The 22,394-nt window shown below is 56.5% G+C and carries 20 protein-coding genes; 2 read left to right on the forward strand and 18 right to left on the reverse strand.

The annotated features are described in order from the left end of the window. Positions 1-10: 10 nt before the first annotated feature. From AC4ICF_RS14085 to AC4ICF_RS14125, 9 genes are all read right to left on the reverse strand, one after another. Complete coding sequence (locus AC4ICF_RS14085; RefSeq protein WP_014884341.1) at positions 11-1,060, reverse strand: protein-glutamate methylesterase/protein-glutamine glutaminase; 1,050 nt, start codon at positions 1,058-1,060, stop codon at positions 11-13. Next, positions 1,057-1,923: a protein-glutamate O-methyltransferase CheR gene (gene cheR, locus AC4ICF_RS14090; RefSeq protein WP_163329858.1), complete on the reverse strand. Its 867-nt coding sequence runs from the start codon at positions 1,921-1,923 to the stop codon at positions 1,057-1,059. Before cheR ends, AC4ICF_RS14085 begins: the two co-directional genes overlap by 4 nt. A 19-nt stretch (positions 1,924-1,942) precedes the next feature. After that, positions 1,943-3,544, reverse strand: coding sequence for a methyl-accepting chemotaxis protein IV (tap, locus tag AC4ICF_RS14095; RefSeq protein WP_316379495.1), 1,602 nt, complete (start codon positions 3,542-3,544; stop codon positions 1,943-1,945). Between the two features lie 44 nt (positions 3,545-3,588). Continuing rightward, a complete protein-coding gene (gene tar, locus AC4ICF_RS14100; RefSeq protein WP_316379494.1) occupies positions 3,589-5,256 on the reverse strand; it encodes a methyl-accepting chemotaxis protein II in 1,668 nt (555 codons plus the stop codon). An 84-nt stretch (positions 5,257-5,340) separates the two neighbouring features. Then, the gene (locus AC4ICF_RS14105) at positions 5,341-6,300 is read right to left on the reverse strand and encodes a Csu type fimbrial protein (protein ID WP_316379493.1); all 960 of its coding nucleotides are present in this window, start codon (positions 6,298-6,300) and stop codon (positions 5,341-5,343) included. Beyond that, positions 6,297-8,681, reverse strand: coding sequence for a fimbria/pilus outer membrane usher protein (locus tag AC4ICF_RS14110; RefSeq protein ID WP_316379492.1), 2,385 nt, complete (start codon positions 8,679-8,681; stop codon positions 6,297-6,299). Before AC4ICF_RS14110 ends, AC4ICF_RS14105 begins: the two co-directional genes overlap by 4 nt. Continuing rightward, positions 8,657-9,415, reverse strand: a complete 759-nt coding sequence (locus AC4ICF_RS14115) for a fimbrial biogenesis chaperone (RefSeq protein ID WP_166711587.1) — start codon at positions 9,413-9,415, stop codon at positions 8,657-8,659. The genes AC4ICF_RS14110 and AC4ICF_RS14115 overlap by 25 nt, the downstream gene beginning before the upstream one ends. A gap of 16 nt (positions 9,416-9,431) precedes the next feature. After that, a complete protein-coding gene (locus AC4ICF_RS14120) occupies positions 9,432-9,980 on the reverse strand; it encodes a Csu type fimbrial protein (protein WP_316379491.1) in 549 nt (182 codons plus the stop codon). A 12-nt stretch (positions 9,981-9,992) separates the two neighbouring features. Further along, positions 9,993-10,565, reverse strand: a complete 573-nt coding sequence (locus AC4ICF_RS14125) for a Csu type fimbrial protein (RefSeq protein ID WP_116339047.1) — start codon at positions 10,563-10,565, stop codon at positions 9,993-9,995. 429 nt (positions 10,566-10,994) lie between these two features. Here AC4ICF_RS14125 and AC4ICF_RS14130 point away from each other — a divergent pair, with 429 nt between their 5' ends. Beyond that, positions 10,995-12,254: a dicarboxylate/amino acid:cation symporter gene (locus AC4ICF_RS14130; RefSeq protein ID WP_163329853.1), complete on the forward strand. Its 1,260-nt coding sequence runs from the start codon at positions 10,995-10,997 to the stop codon at positions 12,252-12,254. Positions 12,255-12,358: 104 nt separating this feature from the next. On the opposite strand, the gene cheW is transcribed toward AC4ICF_RS14130, so the two are convergent. The 6 genes from cheW to flhD all read right to left on the reverse strand — a co-directional run bounded on the left by cheW (position 12,359) and on the right by flhD (position 17,791). Beyond that, a complete protein-coding gene (cheW, locus tag AC4ICF_RS14135; protein ID WP_014884351.1) occupies positions 12,359-12,862 on the reverse strand; it encodes a chemotaxis protein CheW in 504 nt (167 codons plus the stop codon). Between the two features lie 19 nt (positions 12,863-12,881). Continuing rightward, a complete protein-coding gene (gene cheA / locus AC4ICF_RS14140; RefSeq protein WP_316379489.1) occupies positions 12,882-14,918 on the reverse strand; it encodes a chemotaxis protein CheA in 2,037 nt (678 codons plus the stop codon). A 4-nt stretch (positions 14,919-14,922) separates the two neighbouring features. Then, positions 14,923-15,852 carry a flagellar motor protein MotB gene (gene motB / locus AC4ICF_RS14145; protein WP_061097847.1) on the reverse strand — a complete coding sequence of 310 codons (930 nt, stop codon included), beginning with the start codon at positions 15,850-15,852 and terminating at the stop codon, positions 14,923-14,925. Further along, the gene (gene motA / locus AC4ICF_RS14150) at positions 15,849-16,736 is read right to left on the reverse strand and encodes a flagellar motor stator protein MotA (protein WP_008500417.1); all 888 of its coding nucleotides are present in this window, start codon (positions 16,734-16,736) and stop codon (positions 15,849-15,851) included. Before motA ends, motB begins: the two co-directional genes overlap by 4 nt. Before the next feature lie 123 nt (positions 16,737-16,859). Then, the gene (flhC, locus tag AC4ICF_RS14155) at positions 16,860-17,438 is read right to left on the reverse strand and encodes a flagellar transcriptional regulator FlhC (protein ID WP_013096051.1); all 579 of its coding nucleotides are present in this window, start codon (positions 17,436-17,438) and stop codon (positions 16,860-16,862) included. Positions 17,439-17,440: 2 nt separating this feature from the next. Next, entirely contained in the window at positions 17,441-17,791 is a 351-nt protein-coding gene (gene flhD, locus AC4ICF_RS14160; protein WP_028013654.1) for a flagellar transcriptional regulator FlhD, read from the reverse strand. A 796-nt stretch (positions 17,792-18,587) separates the two neighbouring features. Here flhD and uspC point away from each other — a divergent pair. Then, a complete protein-coding gene (gene uspC, locus AC4ICF_RS14165; RefSeq protein ID WP_116339041.1) occupies positions 18,588-19,016 on the forward strand; it encodes a universal stress protein UspC in 429 nt (142 codons plus the stop codon). Positions 19,017-19,032: 16 nt separating this feature from the next. Here uspC and otsA read toward each other — a convergent pair whose 3' ends face one another. From otsA to araH, 3 genes are all read right to left on the reverse strand, one after another. Next, a complete protein-coding gene (gene otsA, locus AC4ICF_RS14170) occupies positions 19,033-20,457 on the reverse strand; it encodes an alpha,alpha-trehalose-phosphate synthase (RefSeq protein WP_116339039.1) in 1,425 nt (474 codons plus the stop codon). Then, the gene (gene otsB, locus AC4ICF_RS14175; protein WP_116339037.1) at positions 20,432-21,235 is read right to left on the reverse strand and encodes a trehalose-phosphatase; all 804 of its coding nucleotides are present in this window, start codon (positions 21,233-21,235) and stop codon (positions 20,432-20,434) included. The genes otsA and otsB overlap by 26 nt, the downstream gene beginning before the upstream one ends. A gap of 176 nt (positions 21,236-21,411) precedes the next feature. Then, positions 21,412-22,392 carry an arabinose ABC transporter permease AraH gene (gene araH / locus AC4ICF_RS14180; protein WP_032644894.1) on the reverse strand — a complete coding sequence of 327 codons (981 nt, stop codon included), beginning with the start codon at positions 22,390-22,392 and terminating at the stop codon, positions 21,412-21,414. Positions 22,393-22,394: the final 2 nt, after the last annotated feature.

Raw genomic sequence — 22,394 nt, forward strand, 5'->3', positions numbered from 1 at the left:
TACTCCTGAGTCAAATACGTATTGCCTGTCCGGCACTGATTTTCGCCAGCATCTGCTGGCTTACCTGGCTAAGATCGACCACTTCGCTCACGCCACCCATATTGATGGCCTCGCGCGGCATGCCGAACACCACACAACTTGCTTCATTCTGCGCAATCGTCCAGGCGCCAGCCTGGTGCATTGCAAGCATTCCGGCGGCACCGTCGTTGCCCATCCCCGTCAGGATCACCCCGACGGCGTTGCGCCCCGCATGTTTCGCCACCGAATGAAACAGCACATCCACCGACGGACGGTGCCGGTTGACCGGCGGTCCGTCATGAATTTTGATTTGATAGTTAGCGCCGCTGCGCGCCAGCTCCATATGCTTGTCGCCCGGGGCGATATACGCATGTCCCGGCAGTACGCGCTCGCCATCTTCCGCCTCTTTCACGCTGATCTGGCACAGCTTGTTCAGGCGTTCGGCGAACGAGCGGGTAAAGCCTGGCGGCATATGCTGAGTAATCAGAATACCCGGACTTGAAAGCGGCAATGGCTGGAGTACATGGCGAATTGCCTCTGTTCCTCCGGTTGACGCTCCAATAACCAGCAGTTTTTCCGAGCTGAGTAACGGACCGGCCTTGAGGGTTGCCGGCGCGGCCATCGGCTTGTGGGCCGCGAGCTTCGCGCGCGATGCGGTGCGAATTTTCTCCGCAATCATCTCGCTGTACGCCAGCATCCCCTCGCGAATGCCGAGCTGCGGTTTGGTGACAAAATCCACCGCCCCTAGCTCCAGCGCGCGCAAGGTGATCTCCGATCCTTTCCCGGTCAGGGAGGAGACCATCACCACCGGCATGGGCCGCAGCCGCATCAATTTTTCCAGGAAATCTATGCCATCCATGCGCGGCATCTCGACATCCAGCGTTAGCACGTCGGGGTTATATTTTTTAATTAAATCCCGCGCTACCAGCGGATCTGGCGCTGTGGCCACCATCTCCATGTCGCTGTGGCTATTGATTATTTCAGTCATGATCTGGCGCATCAGCGCTGAATCATCGACGGACAATACCCTGATTTTACTCATGCTTTTTCCTTACTCAGCGCATATACCGTTTGCCCACGCAGGCTAAACTCACGCGCGAGGTTGCTGAAGTTTTCCGAGTGCCCGGCAAACAGTAAACCGTCAGGCTTGAGCAACGGAACAAACCGACGCAGAATGTCCTGTTGCGTCGTTTTATCAAAATAGATCATGACGTTACGGCAAAAAATGGCGTCGAAAGGCCCCGGCACGTTGTACTGCTTATCGAGCAGGTTAACGGGCGCGAATTCGACGAGGTTCGCCAGCTCCTGGCGTACGCGAACCAGGCCTTCATGCGGCCCCGTACCGCGCATGAAGTAACGCTGCAGCTGCTGCGGTGACAGTGTTTTCAGCTCGTCCTGGCGATAAACGCCGTTGCGCGCCTTCTCCAGCACCTCGGTGTCGATATCGCTGGCGTAGACCTTCCAGCGCCCGGGCGCCATCCCCAGGGTATCGGCCAGGGTAATCGCCAGCGAATACGGCTCTTCACCCGTCGAGGCGGCCGCACTCCAGACGCGATACTCCCCGGTGCGACGGCGCGCGTGCTCGGCCAGGACCGGGAAGTGGTGAGCTTCGCGGAAAAAAGCCGTCAGGTTGGTGGTTAATGAGTTAATAAAAGCCTGCCACTCTGCGCTGTTTTGGTTGGCCTCAAGCATGCTCAGATAGCGGCCAAAATCATCCAGCCCCAGCGTACGCAAGCGCCGCACCAGTCGGTTGTAGACCATGTCCCGCTTATGATCCGCAAGCACGATCCCCGCACGCTGGTAGATTAACTGACATATCCGACGAAAATGCGCGTCGGACAGCGCGAGGCGCTGTGTCATCTGCAACAATAATGACGTTTGCCCAGGGGGCATTGGTGATGTCATAGCGCCTTCTTAATTACATTCAGGATACAACTGGCACGGCCTGCGACCGCCCGACTTCTGTTACTGCTTCAACGTGCTCTTTCACATTAAATACCGCGACCAGACCGGTCAGACGATCCGCCTGGCTGGCCAGCTGATCGGTTGCCGCTGCCGCTTCCTCAACTAACGAGGCGTTCTGTTGCGTTACCCGATCCATCTGGCTGACGGCCTGGGCAACCTGCTCAATCCCGCGACGCTGTTCATCCGACGCGGAGGCAATTTCGCCCATGATGTCGTTCACCCGCGTCACGGAGGTGACGATCTCGTGCATGGTTTGCGCCGCCGTATCCACAAGGGTTGAGCCCTGCTGAACGCGCGAGACCGACTCTTCGATCAGCACCTTAATCTCTTTCGCCGCGTTGGCGCTGCGGCTCGCCAGGTTACGCACTTCCCCGGCTACCACCGCAAACCCACGTCCCTGCTCGCCGGCGCGCGCCGCTTCAACGGCAGCGTTCAGCGCCAGAATGTTGGTCTGGAACGCGATACCGTCAATCACGCTGATGATGTCGCCAATCTTCTGCGAGCTGGTGGCAATCTCCTGCATGGTGCTGGCGACATGGGACGCCTGGTCGCCGCCTTTCTTCGCCGTCATCGCCGCCTGTTTTGACAGATCAGACGCCTGACGCGCGTTATCGGCGTTCTGGCTAACCGTTGCTGTCAGCTGCTCCATGCTGGCCGCCGTCTGCGCCAGCGAGGCCGCCTGCTGCTCGGTGCGGGACGAGAGATCGTTATTGCCTGCCGCAATCTCTGAGATCCCGGTGTGCATGGCATAACTGCCCTGACGCACGTCGGATACCGTTTCCCGCAGAGCGCCCTGCATCGCCTTCAGGCTGGCAAAGATCGCCGATATTTCGTTTTTGCCGAACACCGCCACCGGACGCGCCAGGTCCCCCTTCGCAATACTGTCGAAGTGGCTGCTGACGATCGCCAGCGGCTGCACAATCATTCTGCGCACCCAGAGCAGCGCCCCGCCGGTCAGCAGCCCCGCCAGGATCACGACGACGGCAAAGATGACGCCGGACATGTGATAGCTGATACGGCTCGCTTCACCTGCACGCTGAACAGACTGGTTAATATCCTGCTGCCACGCGTTAAAGCTGCCGTCAAACGCGGCCTGAGACGCCTGAACCGGTGCGGTCATAAAGTCCGAAAGCTGGTTGTTCTCAAGCCATGTCGCCTGGTGGTCCAGATCGCTGAACCACTGCTCAAAGTTCTTTTTCATGGCTGCCTTCAGCGCTTTCTCTTTCTCGCTGTCGGCCGCCTGCGCCGTGAAGGCCTTAAATTGTGCGTCTGCCTGCTTCAGGCTGTCGCGCGCCGTTGCCATCAGCGCTTTAATGTCATCCGGCGGATAGCTGAGCGCGGTTAAGGTTCCTGCCTTGTTCAGCGCAGTGCTTGCCTGCAACAGCACGGCACGCGTTTGTGCCAGTGCGGAGCGCTGCTGATTACTCGCCTCAACGTCCTGCAAATTCTGATAGCCATCGCGAAACGCCCAAAAAGACAACCCGTTACTGCCAACCTGCAACACACCGCAAAGGATCAGAATCAAAAACAGTGTGGTCGAGATACGAATACGATTTAACATCCACGCTCCCATCAAGCGGCAAGCAGCCGCGGTCTAATTGTCAGTCAAAATGTTTCCCAGTTTTCATCTTGTCCGGCCGTTGCAGCACGCATGCGGGTGACCGCCGGGTCGGCGGCTGGCGCGCGGTACGTCGACTGCGAAGTGACCGTATTTCCAGCGAGTGAAGCGAGACGAAACGCCGAGACGGCCATCTTCAGACGGCTCGCCTGGTCTTCCAGGGCAGCGGCCGCCGCAGCGGACTCCTGCACCAGGGCGGCGTTTTGCTGTGTCACGCGATCCATTTCCGATACCGCCAGGGCAACCTGGTCGATACCACGACTCTGCTCATCGGACGCAGAGGCGATTTCACCCATGATGTCCGTTACGCGGGTAACGGCATTCACGATGTCATTCATGGTCTCCCCGGCGCTTTCCACCAGCACCGAGCCGGTATCCACGCGGGAGACGGAGTCTTCAATAAGGGCTTTGATCTCTTTCGCCGCGTTGGCGCTGCGGCTGGCCAGGTTGCGCACTTCCCCGGCCACCACGGCAAACCCGCGGCCCTGCTCGCCCGCGCGCGCCGCTTCCACGGCGGCGTTGAGCGCGAGGATGTTGGTCTGGAAGGCAATGCCGTCGATGACGCTGATAATGTCAGCGATTTTCTTCGAGCTGTCGGCGATTTCGTGCATGGTTTTCACCACGCCATCCACCACGCGACCGCCGCGCTGCGCCGTCTCGGAGGCGCTTTCCGCCAGCTGAGACGCCTGGCGAGCGTTATCGGCGTTCTGCTTCACAGTTGCCGTGAGCTGCTCCATGCTGGCGGCCGTCTCTTCCAGAGCAGAAGCCTGCTGCTCGGTACGGGATGAAAGGTCGTTATTGCCCATCGCGATTTCGCTGGTGCCGGTATAGATAGCCTCTGACCCGTTACGCACGTTGGCGACGGTCTCGATCAATGAACGCTGCATATGGTCGACGCTGTTGGCCAACTCGGTGATCTCATTGCGCCCGGACACGGTCAGCGTTTTAGTCAGGTCACCGCTGGCAATATTGCGGATATGGGCAATCACGCGACCGAGCGGGTTCAGCAGGATGTGGCGAATGCCGTACCAGACCGCGATCAGCACAATGACCAGCGCCAGCGCCAGCACCGCCATCTGCCATTTCGCAAAGCGGTAGTCATTCTGGCTTTCAGTAAAGGCCGAATGATACAAATCGCCGCTGGCCTTCGCGTATTCCCCCAGCGCCGCGCCGAGTGCGTTTTGCATCCCCTGCGTCGGCTGTGCGAAGTAGGCGTCCATGTTGCCACTCTCCAGGAACTGAATCAGCTCCGTCAGCCCGGCATAGTAGGCGTTATATTTTTCATCAATATTCTGGCTCACCTGCGCCATAGCGGGCTGCGGGGCGATCTGTTTGAAGGTGGCGTAGTGTTTTGCCGCATCGGCCAGCGTGGCCCGGGCATTTTTTAGCAGATCGGTTTTCGCGCTGCTCTGCTGATTGTTGGGATCCATCATCATGCGCGCGGACGAGCGGCTCAGGTTGATGCGCGTTTGCAGCATCAGATCCCACGTTGACGTAAGCTCGCTCTGCTGAAGGCGGAGATCGTTCGAGGCGGCGAAGCTGTCCTGGTTCTGTTTTAACGACGAGAAAAAAAGCCCGCCGGAGATAAGCTGAAGTAGTGCGAAAATGACCAGCACCATCATGAGCATTGTGACAACGCGGATACGGTTCAACATACAACACCTTCTCATAGATTTATTAACGGTGTTATCGGCACAGGCCACAGGAACTTTACATTTGCGAAAGGGAAAAGCGCGGGGTTAAAACGCGACGTCAACAATCAGCGTATCGGTGTAGGTGCCGGCGGGTGGCGTGGCCTGATTGGTCAGGACCTTAGCGATATAGTTGTAGGTTCGCAGCAACCCGTCGCTACTGACCTGGGACGACGTCGCGCTGGACCAGCGTTCGGCACCGCTGCCGCCCCAGCGGTTACCGCTGGCTTCTTTATAGATGTCGTAGCTCAGGGCGTTACTGCCGCTCACCATACGCCGCACGTTGTTCAGCGCGTTGGCACCATTATTAATGCCAATGGTGTAGGTGCTGCCTTTGGTACAGGTCACGGCAATAGCCTGCGAAACGGTGGGAAAACTTTGCACCAGCGGTGCGCTGTTAAAGTTCACGTCCGGCGTGGTCATGGCGCTGCAGTCGTTGGTGACGGTCATGTTAAGCAGAATACTGGTCGTTGCGGTTCCCGACTGGGGAGATGTACACAGGCTTCCAAGACCGACGGCGCAGACGTTGTAGTTGATGCTGAAGGTCAGCAGCACCTGATAAGGCCCGGCAGTCACGTTTTGTCCGGGGACGGTGCGAAAATAGAGCGGTATGTTGTACCGTTTTGACCCGAGTAGCCCCAGCAGTGTGTTCCCGCTCCAGGTATAGGCTTTGCTTATCTGCACCTCGCTGCTGCTCGCGCAGCCCGATAATCCGCACAGCCGGGTGGGGATCACGTCCGTGATGGCCGCGTTATCCGTGCGTTTCATGGTGGCGCGGCTGTTGCCCGATACCGACGCTGCGGTGTAGTTCAGGGTCACCGAGTCGTTGGTCAGCACATTGAGCACGGCGTCACACGCCACCACCAGCGTGCCGGTGGTTTCCACTTCCCCGTTTCCGCTCAACGCAAACGACGTGACGCTGCCAAACGACGCATTGACCGTACTGACGGTGCACGCCGCCCAGCCGCCGCCGGAGAAAAGCAACAGCAACAGCAGCAGGCGCGTCATGGCCCCTCCCGACAAACCAGCGGACCGTAGGTTTGCAGCTTGTGCTCCGGATTGGCCCCCACGGTCAGGGTCGCCGTGCAGCGTTTTCCGGCAGGGGTGATCACCTCAAGCGGGTTCACATCGCTGAGGTTCTCCAGCCACGCGATGCCGTCATACCCCACCACTGCATTGCTGCGCGAGGCACGTCGGACCTGGCTTCCCACCGGGATCGCCTGCCCCTGCGCATCGTGCAGAATGACGCTTGCCACCCGCTCCTGCTCCATCGGGAAGTCCACCAGATAACCGCTGTGACGGCGAATGGCGATCCGCCGCTCAGTCTCCTTCAGCCGGGTATCCGCCGGCAGATTCAGCGTATCGATCCGGTAGCTTGCCGGATAGTACGCCGACACTCCGCTGACCAGCAGGTAGCCGTTGTTATTCGTTTTGCCGACGGGCTGGTTCTCATAGCTGACGGGCACGTCCGGATGGCCGTCGGTGCTGATCACCACAAACGCATCGTTGATTTTGTTCGCCGCGAACAGCTCCCCGTCCATCAGGACAATGGCGCCCATCGCCTCACCCCACCAGGTCATCGTGTCCCTTTCGCCATAGCCGCCGCCCTGAAGTTCGATATTGTTATTGCGCCAGCCCAGCGTACCCTGCTGATAATCACTGGATTTTGACTGGTTGGCCCAGGCCATGTTCCAGCTAAACCCGCCGTCAGAAGGCATAGAGTGGTTGTAGTTAATGCGCTGCGAGCTGCCTGCATCCGGGGTGTTTTCGAAGGTGACGGCAGCGCTGTCGCGTTCCCCCAGCGGCACCTGCAGCGACAGCGCGACCGTCCAGTCCCCACGCTGCTGGTCCCGGCTGCCGGCCAGGTAAATGCTGCTCGCCCCCCAGAGATTGCGGCTCCAGGAGAGATTCAGCAGTTCCGTTTTCTGGCTGTCAAAGCTTTCCACGCCGATCCAGGCCGCGCCGATATTGCCGTACTGCCCCAGATTGAAGGTCAGAGAATACTGGTCCGTATTGCGGCTAAAGCTGGCGATGGGTCTGTCATTTTCGTCATATACCGTCGGTTGGTCATAGAGAGCGAGATTGCCAAAGCCGCGATCGCGACGGGTGTGCTGGGTCGCGACGCTAAACTCGCTGGTGCTGTACTGATAACCCCAGCTGATTTGCCCGCCGTCGTCCCCGCGCATGCGGCTTTGTGAGTAAGAGGAATTCACCACGCCAAACTGGCCGAGCTTAATCACCGTCCCCGCCCCGCCCAGCGCCAGCTCTTCTGCCCCTTCCGCGTGGCCCTCCAGCGTTAGCCAGTCCGTCATCCCGTAGCGATACGAGCCGCTGCCTGCCGCAGGGCCGTAGTCAAAATTCCTGATGCCGTAATTCCGGCGCAGGCTGCCGAGCGTCACGGCCCCGTCGCTCAGCCCTGTTTTAAGCAAATCGCTGGTGACATAAAACGGGAGCGTGGTGCTCACCTGGCGTCCCAGCGCATCGGTGGTGACCAGCACCGCATCCCCCGCCCCGTTGATATAGGGCAGATTGGTCAGGGTGAAGGGGCCCGGTTGAAGCTGAGTTGAGCCAGACCGATAGCCGTTGATAAAGAGATCCACCGAGGTGGGGACCGCGGCCTCCCCCGAAAATTCGGGCAGCGGCCATGTCACCAGGTCCGGGCGCAGGGAGAAATCGCGTCCGTAGCTGATACCGCCCATCCGCACGCTGGAGGTCCAGCTCAGGGCATCGCTGATAACGTCTCCGGCGCTCCAGGTGGTCGCGTCATCCTCATTCGTTATCAGCAGCGTGGTGTCATAGCGAACATACCCTTCCTGCTGACCGTCGTTTCCGGTGAAATTTTTCCGGGCGTACCCGGTGGTGGAAAACGAACCGTTCTCGTCGAAGTAGCGGAGTTCATGCCAGAGCGACGCCTGGCCGCCAGTGTGCTCCGTGTGGTTGGTGTAGAGATCGTAATTCAGCAGCGCGCCGCGCCCGTAGTGCGGTTTGGACTGCGCCGTTTGCGCGCTAAAGGGTGTCACCCGGGCGGAGATCCAGTCCCGGGGAAGGGTCAGCAGCAGGCGCTGCGCGGCGCTGTCGTACTCCACACGAACCTGGCTCAGTGAGGAGATATTCACCTCTCCGGCGGGCACATGCTCCGGGGGCAGCCCGGCGCGCAGCAAATCGGCGCTGGAAATAAAGAAAGCGCCGTTGCGCTGCGTCACGGGGACCACCAGACCGGTGTCATAGTGGTTGAGCACGAGGGCAAGCTGAAAGACCGCTTCATCATTTACCGCCTGTGCCTGGGGAGGCGGCGGCAAACTGTCGTCGCCGGGTTCGCCCCAGGCTGTGGTACTGACGCAAAGCAGCATCATCATTGCCGGCTTCAGTTGACGGGCGTCGACTGCCATTGTGCGTCCCTGGCATTAATCTGCGCGCTCATCCGGTCTGGCTGACGAACGCCAGCGGGTATCGGCCAGCTACGGGTGCTGCCCGGCAGGACGTATCCCAGTAATCCCTCCGCTACGGTGCGTTTTTGCCCCCCCTGCACCAGCGACACCTGGCTAAGCCTGACGTGCACATCCCCCTGATTACGCACCTGTAATGCAGGTTGTCCTCCCTCCTGCGTCACCCGCCAGCTCAGGTTTCGGGTTTCCACCAGCGCGTGGTGCGCCCCCTCTTTTAGGGTCGGGATCCCCTGTCCGTAAACAAACAGCGGAATGGAGTAACGCATCTGTAATTTGAGACCGATGGCGGGTGCAGCTTTGGCGTCAGGCTGCGGGATTTCATCCACGATAATGCGGTACGCCTGTTCAACGCCCGCAGGAACCGCGCCCTGTTTAATAAGACGAATCAGCTGCTTATTGCCTTTCTGGATGGTGACAATGGGCGGGCTGGCGACCACGTCCTGCTGCGCGCTGTAGCGTTCGTATCCGCCCTCCTGCTTCCAGCGCACAATCCGCACCTGCATGGTCGTTGCGCTGTTCCCCTGGTTCTGGATCCATAACTCCGTGGCGTTAGCATCGGCGGCAAGCCAGGGATCGATGGGCCAGAGCAGAATGGTGGCCGCCGCCTGCGCCTGTCCGGCCGCCGCGACGCATGACAACACACCCGCCAGACACATATGCCTGATAATTGGCTTCATTGCCTCTCTCCCTTTATTACCATGACAAGGTCACGGTGAGCTGATCGGAATAGGTTCCTGCCGGGCTAAACCCGGTCAATAGCGCCACGCCAAAAAGGGGCAGCGCGATGTTATTACTGTTGGTATAGGTCACCGGTATCGCCTGGTTAACGCCGATTTCGCTGTTCGCGGCCAGCGAACTGCTGCTGTACAGCCGGTACGGGACCATTTCCGTCCCGTTCGTACGTTTCATTCGGCGAACGGATGAATAATTCTGACCGCCATTAATACTCATAGTCAGCGCCACGCCCGGTGTGCAGGCGATGGACAAGGCCCCGTTTGGTACAAAGCTGGTGCTCACCGGCGCACTTTCCACGCCGTTATGGGTGCCAAAATCCAGCGTACCGAGAAGTCCCCCGCTGCCGGTAGCCACTGCGCATCCCGGTACAATGGTCGCGCTGACCTTAAAGGATTGCGATGTCACCGCCCCCGCCGTGGGGAGCAGCAGCAACCCGACGATCAGCGCGAAAAAAGGCTGCGCGTGTCCCTCTGCGCTTTTGCGCAGACCTATAAAAGGTGCCTTCATGGCAGTGCAGATCTAATAGGTCACGCTGACGTTAATCGTGTCGGTATAGGTGCCCGGTACTACCGTAACGCTGTTACCGCCGCCGGTAATACGTCCGTAGAGGGTGTAACTGTCAACGCCCCCCGCCGTGGAAGCGATCGGCAACGCGGCGTTATTAGCTACCACCGTGTTGAATCCGCTGTCGCTGTACAGGCTGTAAGCCACCCCCTGCGCCGTATTGGTCGTGTTTACCAGATAGCGCGCGGGCGTTCCCGGCGAGCCGACAACGGTGCCAGGTGCCGTGGAGTTGGTGTTGCCGGTGATCGCCACCGAATAGCTGGCGGTCGTGCATTGAATGGTGAAGGTATTTCCGCCGCTGGCGCCGGTTAGCTGCGTGGTCAGGGTGGAAAACGTTGCGGGATGGGTGCCGAAATCAAGTATCCCGAAGTTAATGCCGCTTTGGGCGGGCGATCCGTTAATCAGACAACCGTTTGTTAGCGTCAGCGTGGCGCCAATGGTGCCGTTGCTGGTGACGGCCAGGGCCTGATGGGCCGTTGTCGCAGTCAGCAACGTGCCTGCGCAGATCAAAAGGAGTTTTCTTTTCATTTACCACCCTCCAGAAGACGTCTCTGTTCCCTTGCGACATTTTATTTTTAACGTTCAAGATGTTAGCCCCGCTAAACCTTCCTCTGAGGGGGTTATTGAGAATTTAGTTTACGGATATCGCTTCGACCACCCGACGTGGGGCAGGCAAAACCCATGCCCTGACCGGATCATTTGTAGATATAAAACAATGAGTTAAATAACAATAAAGGAGTATTCCTGCACTTTGACTGAGGATATATCCATAAAAATGTGATTAGCATCACAATATATCGTTCGGGCATTAACAACAAAATTAATAAAAATTAAAAAGGAGTTGTATCCCCCTACGCTTTACGTCAATTTATGTGCCGAATAATTTCCCGCGTCGCAATAAAAAATTTATATGTATCGGCGCGGGCTACAACTGAAGCGCATAGAGGGTCTTTTTTCGTGGCAAGTGCAAACAAACTCACACTCTTCATCGTGATATTCATGCTGGCGGGTATTCTTTCAGGGGCGGCAATTCACGAGTACGCATCTGCGGATGCCATCAAAGCTTGGTCGGATAATATTACCCTTCTGACCGATATTTTCCTCCGTCTGATCAAAATGGTTATTGCGCCGCTGGTCTTCAGCACGCTTACCGTGGGCATTATGAAGCTGGGAGAAACCTCCACCATTGGCCGCGTGGGCGGCAAAGCGATGGTGTGGTTTATCAGCTCATCCGTGCTCTCCATTCTGGTCGGACTGTTTATCGTCACGCTGGAGCGTCCGGGAAGCGGTCTGAACCTGACGGTCCCAACCGAGGCGGTAGATACAGGCCTGGCCGTGGGCGGGATGACGCTGAAAGCGTTCCTGTCTCACACCATTCCAACCAGTATCGCAGGGGCGATGTCGAACAATGAGATCCTGCAGATTGTGGTGTTCTCGATGTTCTTCGGCATTGGTGGCGCGTCGCTGGGGCAGAAATTCAACGCGCCGCTGGTGGCCGCGCTGGATGTGGTTTCCCATATCATGCTGAAGGTAACGGGTTACGTGATGTACGTTGCGCCGCTGGCCATCTTTGCGGCGATCTCCTCCGTCATTGCCACGCAGGGTCTTGGCATCCTGTTAAACTACGCCTCCTTTATTGGCGGCTACTACGTTGCCATTCTTCTCACCTGCATGGTGCTGCTGGCCGTGGGTTACATGGTGCTTAAAAAAGAGGTATTTCGCCTGGTCAGCATGCTGAAAGATCCGGTACTGGTCGCATTCACTACCAGCAGTTCTGAAGCGGCCTACCCTAAAACGCTGGAGCAGCTGGAGCGCTTTGGCTGCTCGCGCAACATCGCCTCTTTCGTTCTGCCGATTGGCTACTCCTTCAACCTGGTGGGGTCGATGGTGTACTGCTCTTTCGCCTCGATGTTCATCGCTCAGGCGTACAACATTCACCTGAGTTTCTCTGAGGTGACGGTGCTGATGCTGACCCTGATGCTGGCGTCGAAAGGGATTGCGGGCGTACCGCGTTCTTCGCTGGTGGTGCTGGCAGCGACCATTCCGAGCTTTAATATTCCTGTGGCGGGGATCCTGCTGCTGATGGGAATCGACCACTTCCTGGATATGGGGCGTTCCGCGATTAACGTGCTGGGGAATGGTATTGCGACCGCGATGCTGTCGCAGAATGAAGGTGCGCGGGAAGCGGAAGCTGAGCTGGTAAAGCAGGAAGCGTAATGGCATGAAAAAGGGTGAGGCCTGATGCCCTCACCCCGGCCCTCTCCCACAAGGAGAGGGAGCAAACACAAAAAACGGCAACCCGGTTGCCGTTTTGCATTTACCTACGCTACATGATTCGCCGCGATATCCAGCAGCGCCATCTCTTCGCTGTTCAGCAGCTTCTCAATGTTCACCAGAATCAGCATACGCTCGCCGAGCGCGCCCAGACCGGTCAGGTATTCGGTCGACAGCGTGACCGCAAATTCCGGCGCAGGGCGGATTTGGTCAGACGTCAGGGAGAGGACGTCAGATACGCCATCCACCACGATACCCACCACACGCTGCCCCAGGTTGAGAACGATCACCACGGTGTTGTCATTGTAGTCAACGTCGCCCTGGCTGAACTTCACGCGCAGATCGACGATTGGCACAATCACGCCGCGCAGGTTGGTGACGCCTTTAATAAACGCAGGCGTGTTCGCGATGCGGGTAACCTGGTCGTAACCGCGAATTTCCTGCACTTTCAGGATATCGATGCCGTACTCCTCATCGCCCAAAGTGAAGACCAGGAATTCCTGCCCTGATGGCTCGCCCGCCAGTTTCGTTACATTACTCATACCGGTCATGTTATTACCTTCTACTTAATCAGGCGGCTGTGTACGCCACACGTTGTTCACGATTTAATCCCTGAAGCGCCGACACGTCGACGATCAGCGCCACGCTACCATCCCCCAGGATGGTGGCAGCAGAAATACCCGGCACCTTGCGGTAGTTGCTTTCGAGGTTCTTCACCACCACCTGGTGCTGACCAATCAGCTGATCGACCAGCAGCGCGTAGCGGCGGCCCGCGCTTTGCAGGATCACCACGATACCCTGCGTGGCCTCGGTCTTCGCCCCGTCCACTTCGAACACTTTCCATAGCTCGACCAGCGGCAGGTACTCACCGCGCACCTCAAGCACGCGCTCGCCGCCCGCCAGCGGATGCAGATCTTCCTCACGCGGCTGCAGGGATTCCATCACCGCATTCAGCGGCAGAATGAAAACTTCGTCCGCCACTTTCACCGACATACCGTCGAGGATCGCCAGCGTCAGCGGCAACAGAATACGGATGGTGGTGCCGGAACCCTGTTTAGATTGGATCTCAACGTGGCCGCCCATCTCCTGGATGTTACGCTTCACCACGTCCATGCCGACGCCGCGCCCGGAAACGTCCGTCACCTGCTCGGCGGTCGAGAAGCCCGGCGCGAAGATGAGCATGCCCACCTCTTCGTCGGTCATGTTTTCATTCACCGCCATCCCCTGCGAAATGGCCTTCGCCAGGATGCGCTCGCGGTTAAGACCGGCGCCGTCGTCGGTCACTTCGATGCAAATGTTCCCGCCCTGATGTTCCGCAGAAAGGATCAGGTTCCCGACCGGAGATTTCCCGGCGGCAATGCGGTTTTCCGGCAGTTCGATACCGTGGTCCAGGCTGTTACGCACCAGGTGCGTTAACGGGTCGATGATGCGCTCGATCAGGCTCTTATCCAGCTCCGTTGAGCTGCCCATCAGGGTCAGTTCAATCTGCTTATTCAGCTTGCTGGCGAGGTCACGCACCAGGCGCGGAAAGCGGCTGAAGACATATTCCATCGGCATCATGCGGATGGACATGACCGATTCCTGCAGATCGCGGGCGTTACGCTGCAGCTGGCCCATGCTGGTGATCAGATCGCCATGCGTGACCGGGTCCAGCTCATTGGAGCGCTGCGCCAGCATGGACTGGGTGATCACCAGTTCGCCAACCAGGTTAATCAGCTGATCGACCTTCTCAACGGCAACGCGAATGCTGGTGGACTCGCTGGAGCGCGCGGCCGGTTTTTCAGCGCGGCCAGGTGCTGCGGTCTCTTTTGGCACAGCCTTCAGCGCCGGTGCCGCAGACGCAACAGCCGGTGCTGCAGCCTGGGCAACGACGGCAACCTCTTCTGCTGCAGCCGGCGCTTCTGCCGCGGGGGTTTCCGTTTCGAAAGCAATCTGGTCGGCTTCAATCACAAAGCACAGCACCGCCACGATATCGTCCTGACTGATACCGTCATCGAGGGTCGCCGCGAGGCTGTCTTTGCCTTTCACCACATTGCTTAACTTCGCCAGGTTGCCCAGCTCTTCTTCCAGCAGGTTAACTTCGCTCTCTTTCAGGCGTGACAGCACAACGCGCAGTTTGCCCGCTTGCGCAGCGGCTGGCGCGGCCTCTTCAGCAGCAACCGCATCAACAACGCTCAGTTTTGCCGCAGGGACAACGGCTGCAGCGACCTCACCTTTTGCTTCCAGGGCGAGCTGGCGCAGCGCATTGCAGATGTATTCAAAGCTGGCGGCATCAGGCTCTGCCGAACTTTTATAGGCGTCGAGCTGTTCCTGCATAATATCTTTGGTTTCCAAAAACAGGTTGATAATGTCGGTATTGAGCTGCATCTCACCGCGTCGTGCTTCATCGAGCAGGTTTTCCATTAAATGGGTCGTTTCCTGCAGGATGGTAAATCCAAACGTTCCGGCTCCGCCTTTAATGGAATGCGCCGCGCGGAAGATGGCATTGAGCTGCTCGGAGTCCGGTGCTTCGGGCACCAGATCGAGCAAATGTTGCTCCATATCCGCCAACAATTCGTCGGCTTCATCAAAGAATGTCTGGTAAAAATCGCTAATATCCATGCTCACGCTATCACCTCGGATTGGCTGGTGGCGATGTTGGAACGGCAGCCGCAGGGACGGCCCCAGGCTGTTTTAAATCGTCCAGTGACTCATTCTGACTTTCGGCGTTTTCATGCAGGATGGCCTGCTCCGCCTGCTGGTTCAGCACTAAAAGACTGATACGACGGTTGATGGCGTCATCCGGCCCGCGGTCGGAGACGCGCATGGTTGCTGCCATGCCGACCACGCGCAGTACCTTGCCATCATCAAGCCCACCTGCCACCAGCTCGCGACGCGAGGCGTTGGCACGATCGGCAGAAAGCTCCCAGTTGCTGTATCCCTTCTCCCCACTGGCGTACGGGAAATCATCCGTGTGGCCCGAAAGGCTGATTCGGTTAGGAATACCGTTCAGCACCGGGGCAATAGCGCGCAGAATATCGCGCATGTAAGGTTCAACTTCCGCACTCCCGGTTTTAAACATCGGGCGGTTCTGGCTGTCGATAATCTGAATGCGCAGCCCTTCCTGGACCAGATCGATTTTCAGGTGCGGACGCAGCGCGCGCAGTTTGGGATCCGCTTCAATCAGCTGATCGAGATCGCCACGCAGCTTTTTCAGGCGCGCCTGCTCCATCTTTCGTTTCAGCTCGTCGATGTTCGGCTCTTTTTTCACCTCACCCTTCTGCTGGGTGTAATCATCGCCGCCGCCAGGAATGGGGCTTTCGCTGTTAGAGATACGCTGCCCACCGGTCACTGCCGTCGCCAGCGGGGTACGGAAATATTCAGCAATCTGGATAAGCTCCTTCGGGCTGGAGATGGAGATCAGCCACATCACCAGAAAGAACGCCATCATTGCGGTCATAAAGTCGGCGTACGCGATTTTCCAGGAGCCGTGGGAACCATGTCCGCCGCCCTTGTGCTTGCGTTTTTTTACGATGACGATCGGATGGGACTGGTTTTTCATGCGTCCTCAGTTGTCGTCTGTTGGTTTGGGTTTTTCACCGCGCGCACGTGTTCTTCAAGCTCGATAAACGACGGACGCTCGCTGGAGTAAAGCGTTTTACGGCCAAATTCAACCGCGATCGGTGGCGCGTAACCGTTGAGGTTAGAGAGCAGCGTGATCTTCACGCACTGCATCATTTTGGTGGTTTCCGCGCTCTTCTGGCGCAGCACGCTTGCCAGCGGAGAGATAAAACCGTAAGCCAGCAAAATACCGAGGAAGGTACCCACCATCGCATGGGCAATCAGCGCGCCCAGTTCGGCCGCCGGGCGATCCGCTGAGGCCAGGGCGTGTACTACCCCCATGACCGCCGCCACGATACCAAACGCCGGAAGGGAGTCGCCCACCAGCGCCAGGCTGTTGGCCGGCACTTCTGATTCGCTTTCGTGGGTTTCGATCTCTTCGTCCATCAGCGCTTCGATTTCAAAGGTGTTCATATTGCCGCTGATGATGAGTCGCAGATAGTCGACGATGAAATCCAGCATCATGGCGTCCGCCAGAATGCGCGGATAGCTGGCAAAAATCTCGCTCTCTTTCGGGTTTTCAATATCCCGTTCGAGCGAGAACATTCCCTGCTGTCGCGACTTCGCCATCAGGCGATAGAGCAGCGCCAGCAGATCCATATACATGCTTTTGGTGTATTTCGAGCGACGGAACAGCAATGGAATTGCTTTCAACGTGCCCTTGATCGATTTACCGTTGTTACCAACGATAAAAGCCCCTACCCCTGCGCCCCCGATGATAATAAGTTCAGCCGGTTGATAGAGTGCTCCAAGGTGCCCGCCGGTCATCATGTAACCGCCGAAAACTGTACCGAGAACTACCAGGTAACCTAATAAGATAAGCACGACATCATCCTTCCGCTAGTGACTATGGCAAGGACGTCCAGTTCGCAGCGTTTACCGTTTGCGGGGTAAAAAAAAGCAGCGGTAATTGCTTACCGCTGCTGGAATCTTGCCCACACGTTCGGGTTAAACAGCTTGTTCGATCTGTTCATCCAGCAGTTGTGGAATAATATCGGCAGCATCCCGGGAAAGTTTACGTCTTTTTACTGCGCGGGATGGCGGCTGACATAAACTACAGGCGAAGCTGCCTGCAGGCTGATGAGCATGGGTAATAAAATTGCCATCGCAGCAATTGCAGCGCGACAGTTCAAGCATTCCGCTCTCAACAAAACGCACCAGCGTCCATGCGCGGGTCAGCGCCAGCAGAGGGCCTTCTTCCTGCTGTGGGCATTGTTCAAGGTAAAGTTTGTACGCTTTGATCACGGCGTCTACACCGCTACACAAACCGGTTTTGAGAAGATACTGCCAGGCATTACAGAACATGGAGGCGTGGATATTCTGCTCCCAGGTCATAAACCAGTCCGTAGAAAACGGCAGCATGCCTTTCGGCGGGGGACTACCACGTAACTCTTTATACAGTTTGATGAGGCGACCACGGCTCAGCTGAGTCTCGCTTTCCAGCATTTGTAAACGAGCACCCAGCGTAATCAGCTCCATGGCCAGCTGTATGTCACGCGCTTCCTGAACAATGCTTTTTTCGCTCATTGCTAGGCCCTTTTCTTACGGGCTGCGTCATCAGGCTGGCTGATGTCGCTAAGCAAGCGAGTGGAGAGCAGAATACCGGTATGGATCTGTTGGAGATCGTCAACGCGGGATTCCTGCGTCAGACGCGTTATCGTCTGCGGATTATCAAAACGGAACTGGCACACCAGTTGATTCGTTTCCGCCAGTTTTACCATCTGTGGGAGGGTTAACCCACCCAGCATGGTTGCCATTTCTTCGTTAATACCCAGACGAAACATCGCGGACGCTTTGTCCTGACTAATTAAACGCTGCGCGAGCAGTAAATATGACAAATTGATGTCATAGATATGTTTTAGCAACTCGGATGTATGCATTGTTCCCATCCCGAATAACCAACTATTATTTTTATGCGGAAAGACCGCACCCCGTGATGTCGCCGGGAAATCACCCGGTATAAAAAAGAAAAGGCTAAATGCATAGTTGAATCTAGGTTTGTATTCATCGAAACGCGCAAGGGATGCAACAGGGTTACATCTCTGACACGGTTTATCATTTCTTACAAATAACTAAGATTTTTCCTAATTCGACGCAAACTCTACTCGTCAGATTTGCCACATACAATGCAGGCACCCTCAAATTTAAAAAAAATGTGATCCACGTCACATAATTTAAGCGAATACACCCCACAAATCCATCAGTATGACTTCTAATTTGCTCATTTTTTGCTCAACCAGCACTGTTTTGTATTCTTAATCGACGAATACTCATGCATAAGCGTGAGCAAAAGTGGCATGCAACGTGCTTTTACCATTACGTGCAGCATCAGCAATCGTTTACACCGCATATGTTTCAGGGACACATTTTGATTACTTTGATAAAACATATAGTTATGCATAACGGCCCAAAAAATTGTTTCTACGCGTAATCATTTGAAATGCGTTTATAACTTGTTAAAACCATTTGATAGCGAAAGCGCAGATTTGTGTGACTTACGTTAAGTTGTTAATTTTTTTCATTTAGGCTCGTTTTTTAGTTATTCTTCTTATAAGAATAATTAATGAATAATTATGATTAGCTTCACACTAATGTCGTATTCAACTCTTGCGGAACCAGGAAATTCGCGGTAATGGTGATGTAACGCTGCCTGTCAGACATCTTAAGGAGTGCGCCATGAGTTACTCCCATCTTCTTGTTTCTGTTGCTGTTTCCCCCGAAAGCCACCAGCTTGTCGCCCGGGCCGTTTCGATCGCCAGGCCCCATAATGCGCGCATCAGCCTCATCACCCTTGAGGCCGAACCCGAGATGTACAATCAGCTGGCGGCCCCCATGCTGGAAGATATTCGTGAGGTATTGCAGGAAGAAACACAGCAGTTTCTGCGAGAGCTTGTCGAAAAAGCAGATTACCCTGTACATGAAACCGTTATTGCGACGGGGGAACTGAATGCCCATATTCTTGATATGTGCCGCAAGCAGAATATTGATTTAGTGATTTGTGGGAACCATAACCACAGCTTTATATCGCGGGCTACCTGTGCGGCAAAATCTATTATCGCCTCAAGCGAGGTAGACGTGCTGTTAGTACCGCTTGGGGGGGCTTAACCCCCCCAGAGGAAAATCAGGCGAGTTTAGGGAAAGTCGCGATCTTTTTTTGCAGATCGCCTTCATGACTTTGCGGGGTTATTTCGCGTAGATCCTCAATAAAACGCGCCTGCCAGTGATTAATATCGTTTTTACGGATCGTCTCCATCATTTCGGCATGGCGGGAAATTCGCTCCGTCAGCGGCATTGTCAGGGCGCGGTTGAGGGCGTTAGCCACATCATCCCGATCGTAAGGGTTTACGAGCAGCGCAGAGGTCAGTTCGTTCGCAGCCCCGGCAAACTGGGAAAGCACCAGCACGCCCGGATCCGCAGGGTCCTGAGCCGCCACATACTCTTTTGCCACCAGGTTCATCCCGTCACGCAGCGGCGTGACCAGCCCCACGTCCGCGTAGCGGAAGACCTTCATCAGGATCTTACGGTCAAAATGCTGATTCAGATAAAAGAGCGGCGTCCAGCCCAACTGGCCATAGCGCCCGTTGATGCGCCCCGCTTCTGTCTCCAGTTGATGACGGATATCCTGGTAGGCCTGGACTTCCCCGCGCGACGTTGGCGCGATCTGGGTATAGCGGATTTTACCGTGGTGTTGGGGGTATTTATCCAGCAGCGTTTCATAGGCCAGGAAGCGTTCCGGCAGCCCTTTGGAATAATCCAGACGCTCTACCGAGAAGATATTCTTCACATGCTTGAGTTCATTCTTAAGCTGCGCCAGCTTCGGCGGCAGCGGGCCGGAAGCCTGTTCCGCAATTTCGTCGGGTTCAATCCCTATTGGATACACTTCGGTATGGAAGGTTTTCCCCCACGCCGTATGGCTTTTACCGCCCCTGGTAACCAGACGCGCTTTGCCTGACACGGAGTCCAGGAACGCGAGACGGTCATTTTCGGTCTGGAAGCCCAGCAGGTCATAATCACACAGCGCCTCCAGCAGCTCTTCATGCGGCGGCAGCGCGGTGAAAATCTCCGGCGTCGGGAAAGGAATATGCAGGAAGAAGCCAATCCGGTTATTGACTCCCCTTTTACGCAGCTCCCGGGCGAAGGGCAGCAGGTGATAATCGTGGATCCATAAAATATCGTCTTCTTCTATTAAAGGCAGCAGTTTATCCGCCAGCAGTGCATTTACGCGCGAATAGCCCTCGAAGGACTCACGCTGGAATTTCACCAGGTCAAGACGATAGTGAAACGCAGGCCACAGGACGGCGTTGGAGAACTGCGAGTAATACTCATCATAGTCTTTCTCCTTTAACGCAAATGATGCCCACGTAATGTTCCCGCGCGTCACCTTTTTAAGCGGTTTCTCTTGTTCATTGATTTCACCACTCCAGCCAAACCACAGCCCGCCAGCGGCTTTTAAGGCACCTAATACCCCTACCGCCAGGCCACCTGCACTGGCTTTTTTATCATCAGGCGGTGCAATTCGGTTAGAGACGACGACTAAGCGACCCATAATGGTTTCCCCCTTTGTTTTGCGCTATTTGTTGTTGTTGCTGGTTAGCGATATCAGAAATCCACTGCCAGACACCGGCGACATTCGCCAGACGCCATTCAGCGACAGTGTCACCAGGCCCCACCTTAACGGCGATCCCTCCGGCCTGTTTCACCACGCGAAACCCGGCCTCATCGGTCAGGTCATCGCCAAAAAATACCGGTGTACGTCCCTTAAATGGCGGTTCCGCCATAAACGCCGCAATAGCAGCCCCCTTATTAATGCCCTCAGGTTTTATCTCAACGACGCATTTCCCCGGCTGCAGCGCAAGCTGCGGGTGTGCATCGGCCACGCTGCGGGCAATCGCAAAGATCGCCGCTTCGTGATGCGGAGCCTGCCGATAGTGCAAGGCGAACGCCATGCCTTTCGCTTCCAGTTCCGTGCCCGGGAGCGATGCCAGCGCCAGGGAGAGTTCAGTCTGTAACGCCTGAATTAAGGTATCGGGGAGTGATACAACATGCAGTTGATCATGGATATCGCGGCGCTCCGCTCCGTGTACACCGGCTAGCGGAAAGTGGTAAGGACTGGCGAGCACGTCCAGCTCGGCCATTGAGCGCCCTGAAATCAATGCCAATGCGCCCTCGTTCAGTCGAGAGAGCTGCTGCAAATTCTCTAACACCGTATCCGGTACGACCACGTCGTCAGGATGCGGCTGGATCCCGGCGAGCGTCCCGTCGAGGTCAAAAAAGAAAGCATATTTTCCGGGCAGTACAGGCGGTGCGGTTAACAAGTCAGCCACCCTAATCCTCCTTACGGTTTACGAGAGGTAAACGCCTTTACCTCTTTCATAGCCATGTAAGTATAGACAGTGTGATGGGCCTCGCCATTTGACAACCGCCCCGCCAGCAAAACTGGCGAGGCGGTTCAGGGGTCAACTATGGTTATTAGTTGAGCAATAAAAAGTCAGCGCTGGAGTTACACGGTACGCTTCGCTTTTTGCTTGTAACGGTCGAAAATCACGGCTGCCAGCAGGATCAGGCCACGCACGACGTACTGAGAGAACGGCGAAATATTCAGCAGGTTCATGGCGTTCTCCACCGTGCCCAAAATCAGGATACCGGCCACCACATATGAGATTTTTCCGATGCCGCCCTTGAGGGATACGCCCCCTAAAACGCAGGCTGAGATGACGATCAGTTCATAACCGATAGAGGTCATAGGCTGTCCGCTGGTCATACGCGAGGCCAGAATAATCCCGGCAGCGGCGGAGACCAGCCCCGAGAGCACAAAGATAATAATCTTGGTTCGTACGACCGGCACCCCTGCCAGACGCGCCGCTTCTTCATTACCGCCGATCGCCAGCGTGTTACGGCCAAAGGTGGTGCGGTTCAGCAGGAAGCCGAACAGGATCAGGCAGGCCACGGTGAGCCAGATAGGCGCCGGCAGGCCCAGCCAGTTAGCATAGCCCAGCGTAAAGAAGCGCTCGTCTTCAATCCCCACCGCTTTGCCGTCGGAGATGATATAGGCCAGACCGCGCACTATCTGCATCGTCGCAAGCGTGGTGATCAGGGCGTTAATCTTCAGGCGTGCGATAACAAAACCGTTCACCAGACCGCTGATGACGCCGAGCAACAGACCGGCAAAAACGCCAATCCACAGGCTTTCCGTCATGTTGATCACCACCGCCGTGGTGACGCCCGCACAGGCGATAACCGAGGCTACCGACAGGTCGAAATCACCGGAGGCCAGACAGAAGAGCATGCCGCAGGCCACCATGCCGGACATGGAAATAGCCAGCCCCAGCCCTTTCATATTAATGAAGGTGGCAAAATTAGGCACGAAGATCGCACAGGCGATGAAGAGTGCGGCAAAGACCACCAGCATGCCGTACTGATCCCAGATACGGCCAAAACTGAATGCCGACTTCGGCGCTCCGGATGTAGTAACAGAGGACATCA

Source organism: Enterobacter sp. ECC_219_Taxon_10 (assembly GCF_058354905.1).

What these genes read in the sequence shown, in the direction of transcription:
- AC4ICF_RS14085 (WP_014884341.1), bottom strand. Translation starts at nt 1,060, where the DNA reads ATGAGTAAAATCAGGGTATTGTCCGTCGATGATTCAGCGCTGATGCGC.
- araH (WP_032644894.1), bottom strand. Translation starts at nt 22,392, where the DNA reads ATGTCCTCTGTTACTACATCCGGAGCGCCGAAGTCGGCATTCAGTTTT.
- tap (WP_316379495.1), bottom strand. Translation starts at nt 3,544, where the DNA reads ATGTTAAATCGTATTCGTATCTCGACCACACTGTTTTTGATTCTGATC.
- AC4ICF_RS14125 (WP_116339047.1), bottom strand. Translation starts at nt 10,565, where the DNA reads ATGAAAAGAAAACTCCTTTTGATCTGCGCAGGCACGTTGCTGACTGCG.
- cheR (WP_163329858.1), bottom strand. Translation starts at nt 1,923, where the DNA reads ATGACATCACCAATGCCCCCTGGGCAAACGTCATTATTGTTGCAGATG.
- uspC (WP_116339041.1), top strand. Translation starts at nt 18,588, where the DNA reads ATGAGTTACTCCCATCTTCTTGTTTCTGTTGCTGTTTCCCCCGAAAGC.
- flhC (WP_013096051.1), bottom strand. Translation starts at nt 17,438, where the DNA reads ATGAGCGAAAAAAGCATTGTTCAGGAAGCGCGTGACATACAGCTGGCC.
- cheW (WP_014884351.1), bottom strand. Translation starts at nt 12,862, where the DNA reads ATGACCGGTATGAGTAATGTAACGAAACTGGCGGGCGAGCCATCAGGG.
- otsA (WP_116339039.1), bottom strand. Translation starts at nt 20,457, where the DNA reads ATGGGTCGCTTAGTCGTCGTCTCTAACCGAATTGCACCGCCTGATGAT.
- AC4ICF_RS14105 (WP_316379493.1), bottom strand. Translation starts at nt 6,300, where the DNA reads ATGACGCGCCTGCTGCTGTTGCTGTTGCTTTTCTCCGGCGGCGGCTGG.
- flhD (WP_028013654.1), bottom strand. Translation starts at nt 17,791, where the DNA reads ATGCATACATCCGAGTTGCTAAAACATATCTATGACATCAATTTGTCA.
- motB (WP_061097847.1), bottom strand. Translation starts at nt 15,852, where the DNA reads ATGAAAAACCAGTCCCATCCGATCGTCATCGTAAAAAAACGCAAGCAC.
- AC4ICF_RS14120 (WP_316379491.1), bottom strand. Translation starts at nt 9,980, where the DNA reads ATGAAGGCACCTTTTATAGGTCTGCGCAAAAGCGCAGAGGGACACGCG.
- tar (WP_316379494.1), bottom strand. Translation starts at nt 5,256, where the DNA reads ATGTTGAACCGTATCCGCGTTGTCACAATGCTCATGATGGTGCTGGTC.
- AC4ICF_RS14110 (WP_316379492.1), bottom strand. Translation starts at nt 8,681, where the DNA reads ATGGCAGTCGACGCCCGTCAACTGAAGCCGGCAATGATGATGCTGCTT.
- AC4ICF_RS14115 (WP_166711587.1), bottom strand. Translation starts at nt 9,415, where the DNA reads ATGAAGCCAATTATCAGGCATATGTGTCTGGCGGGTGTGTTGTCATGC.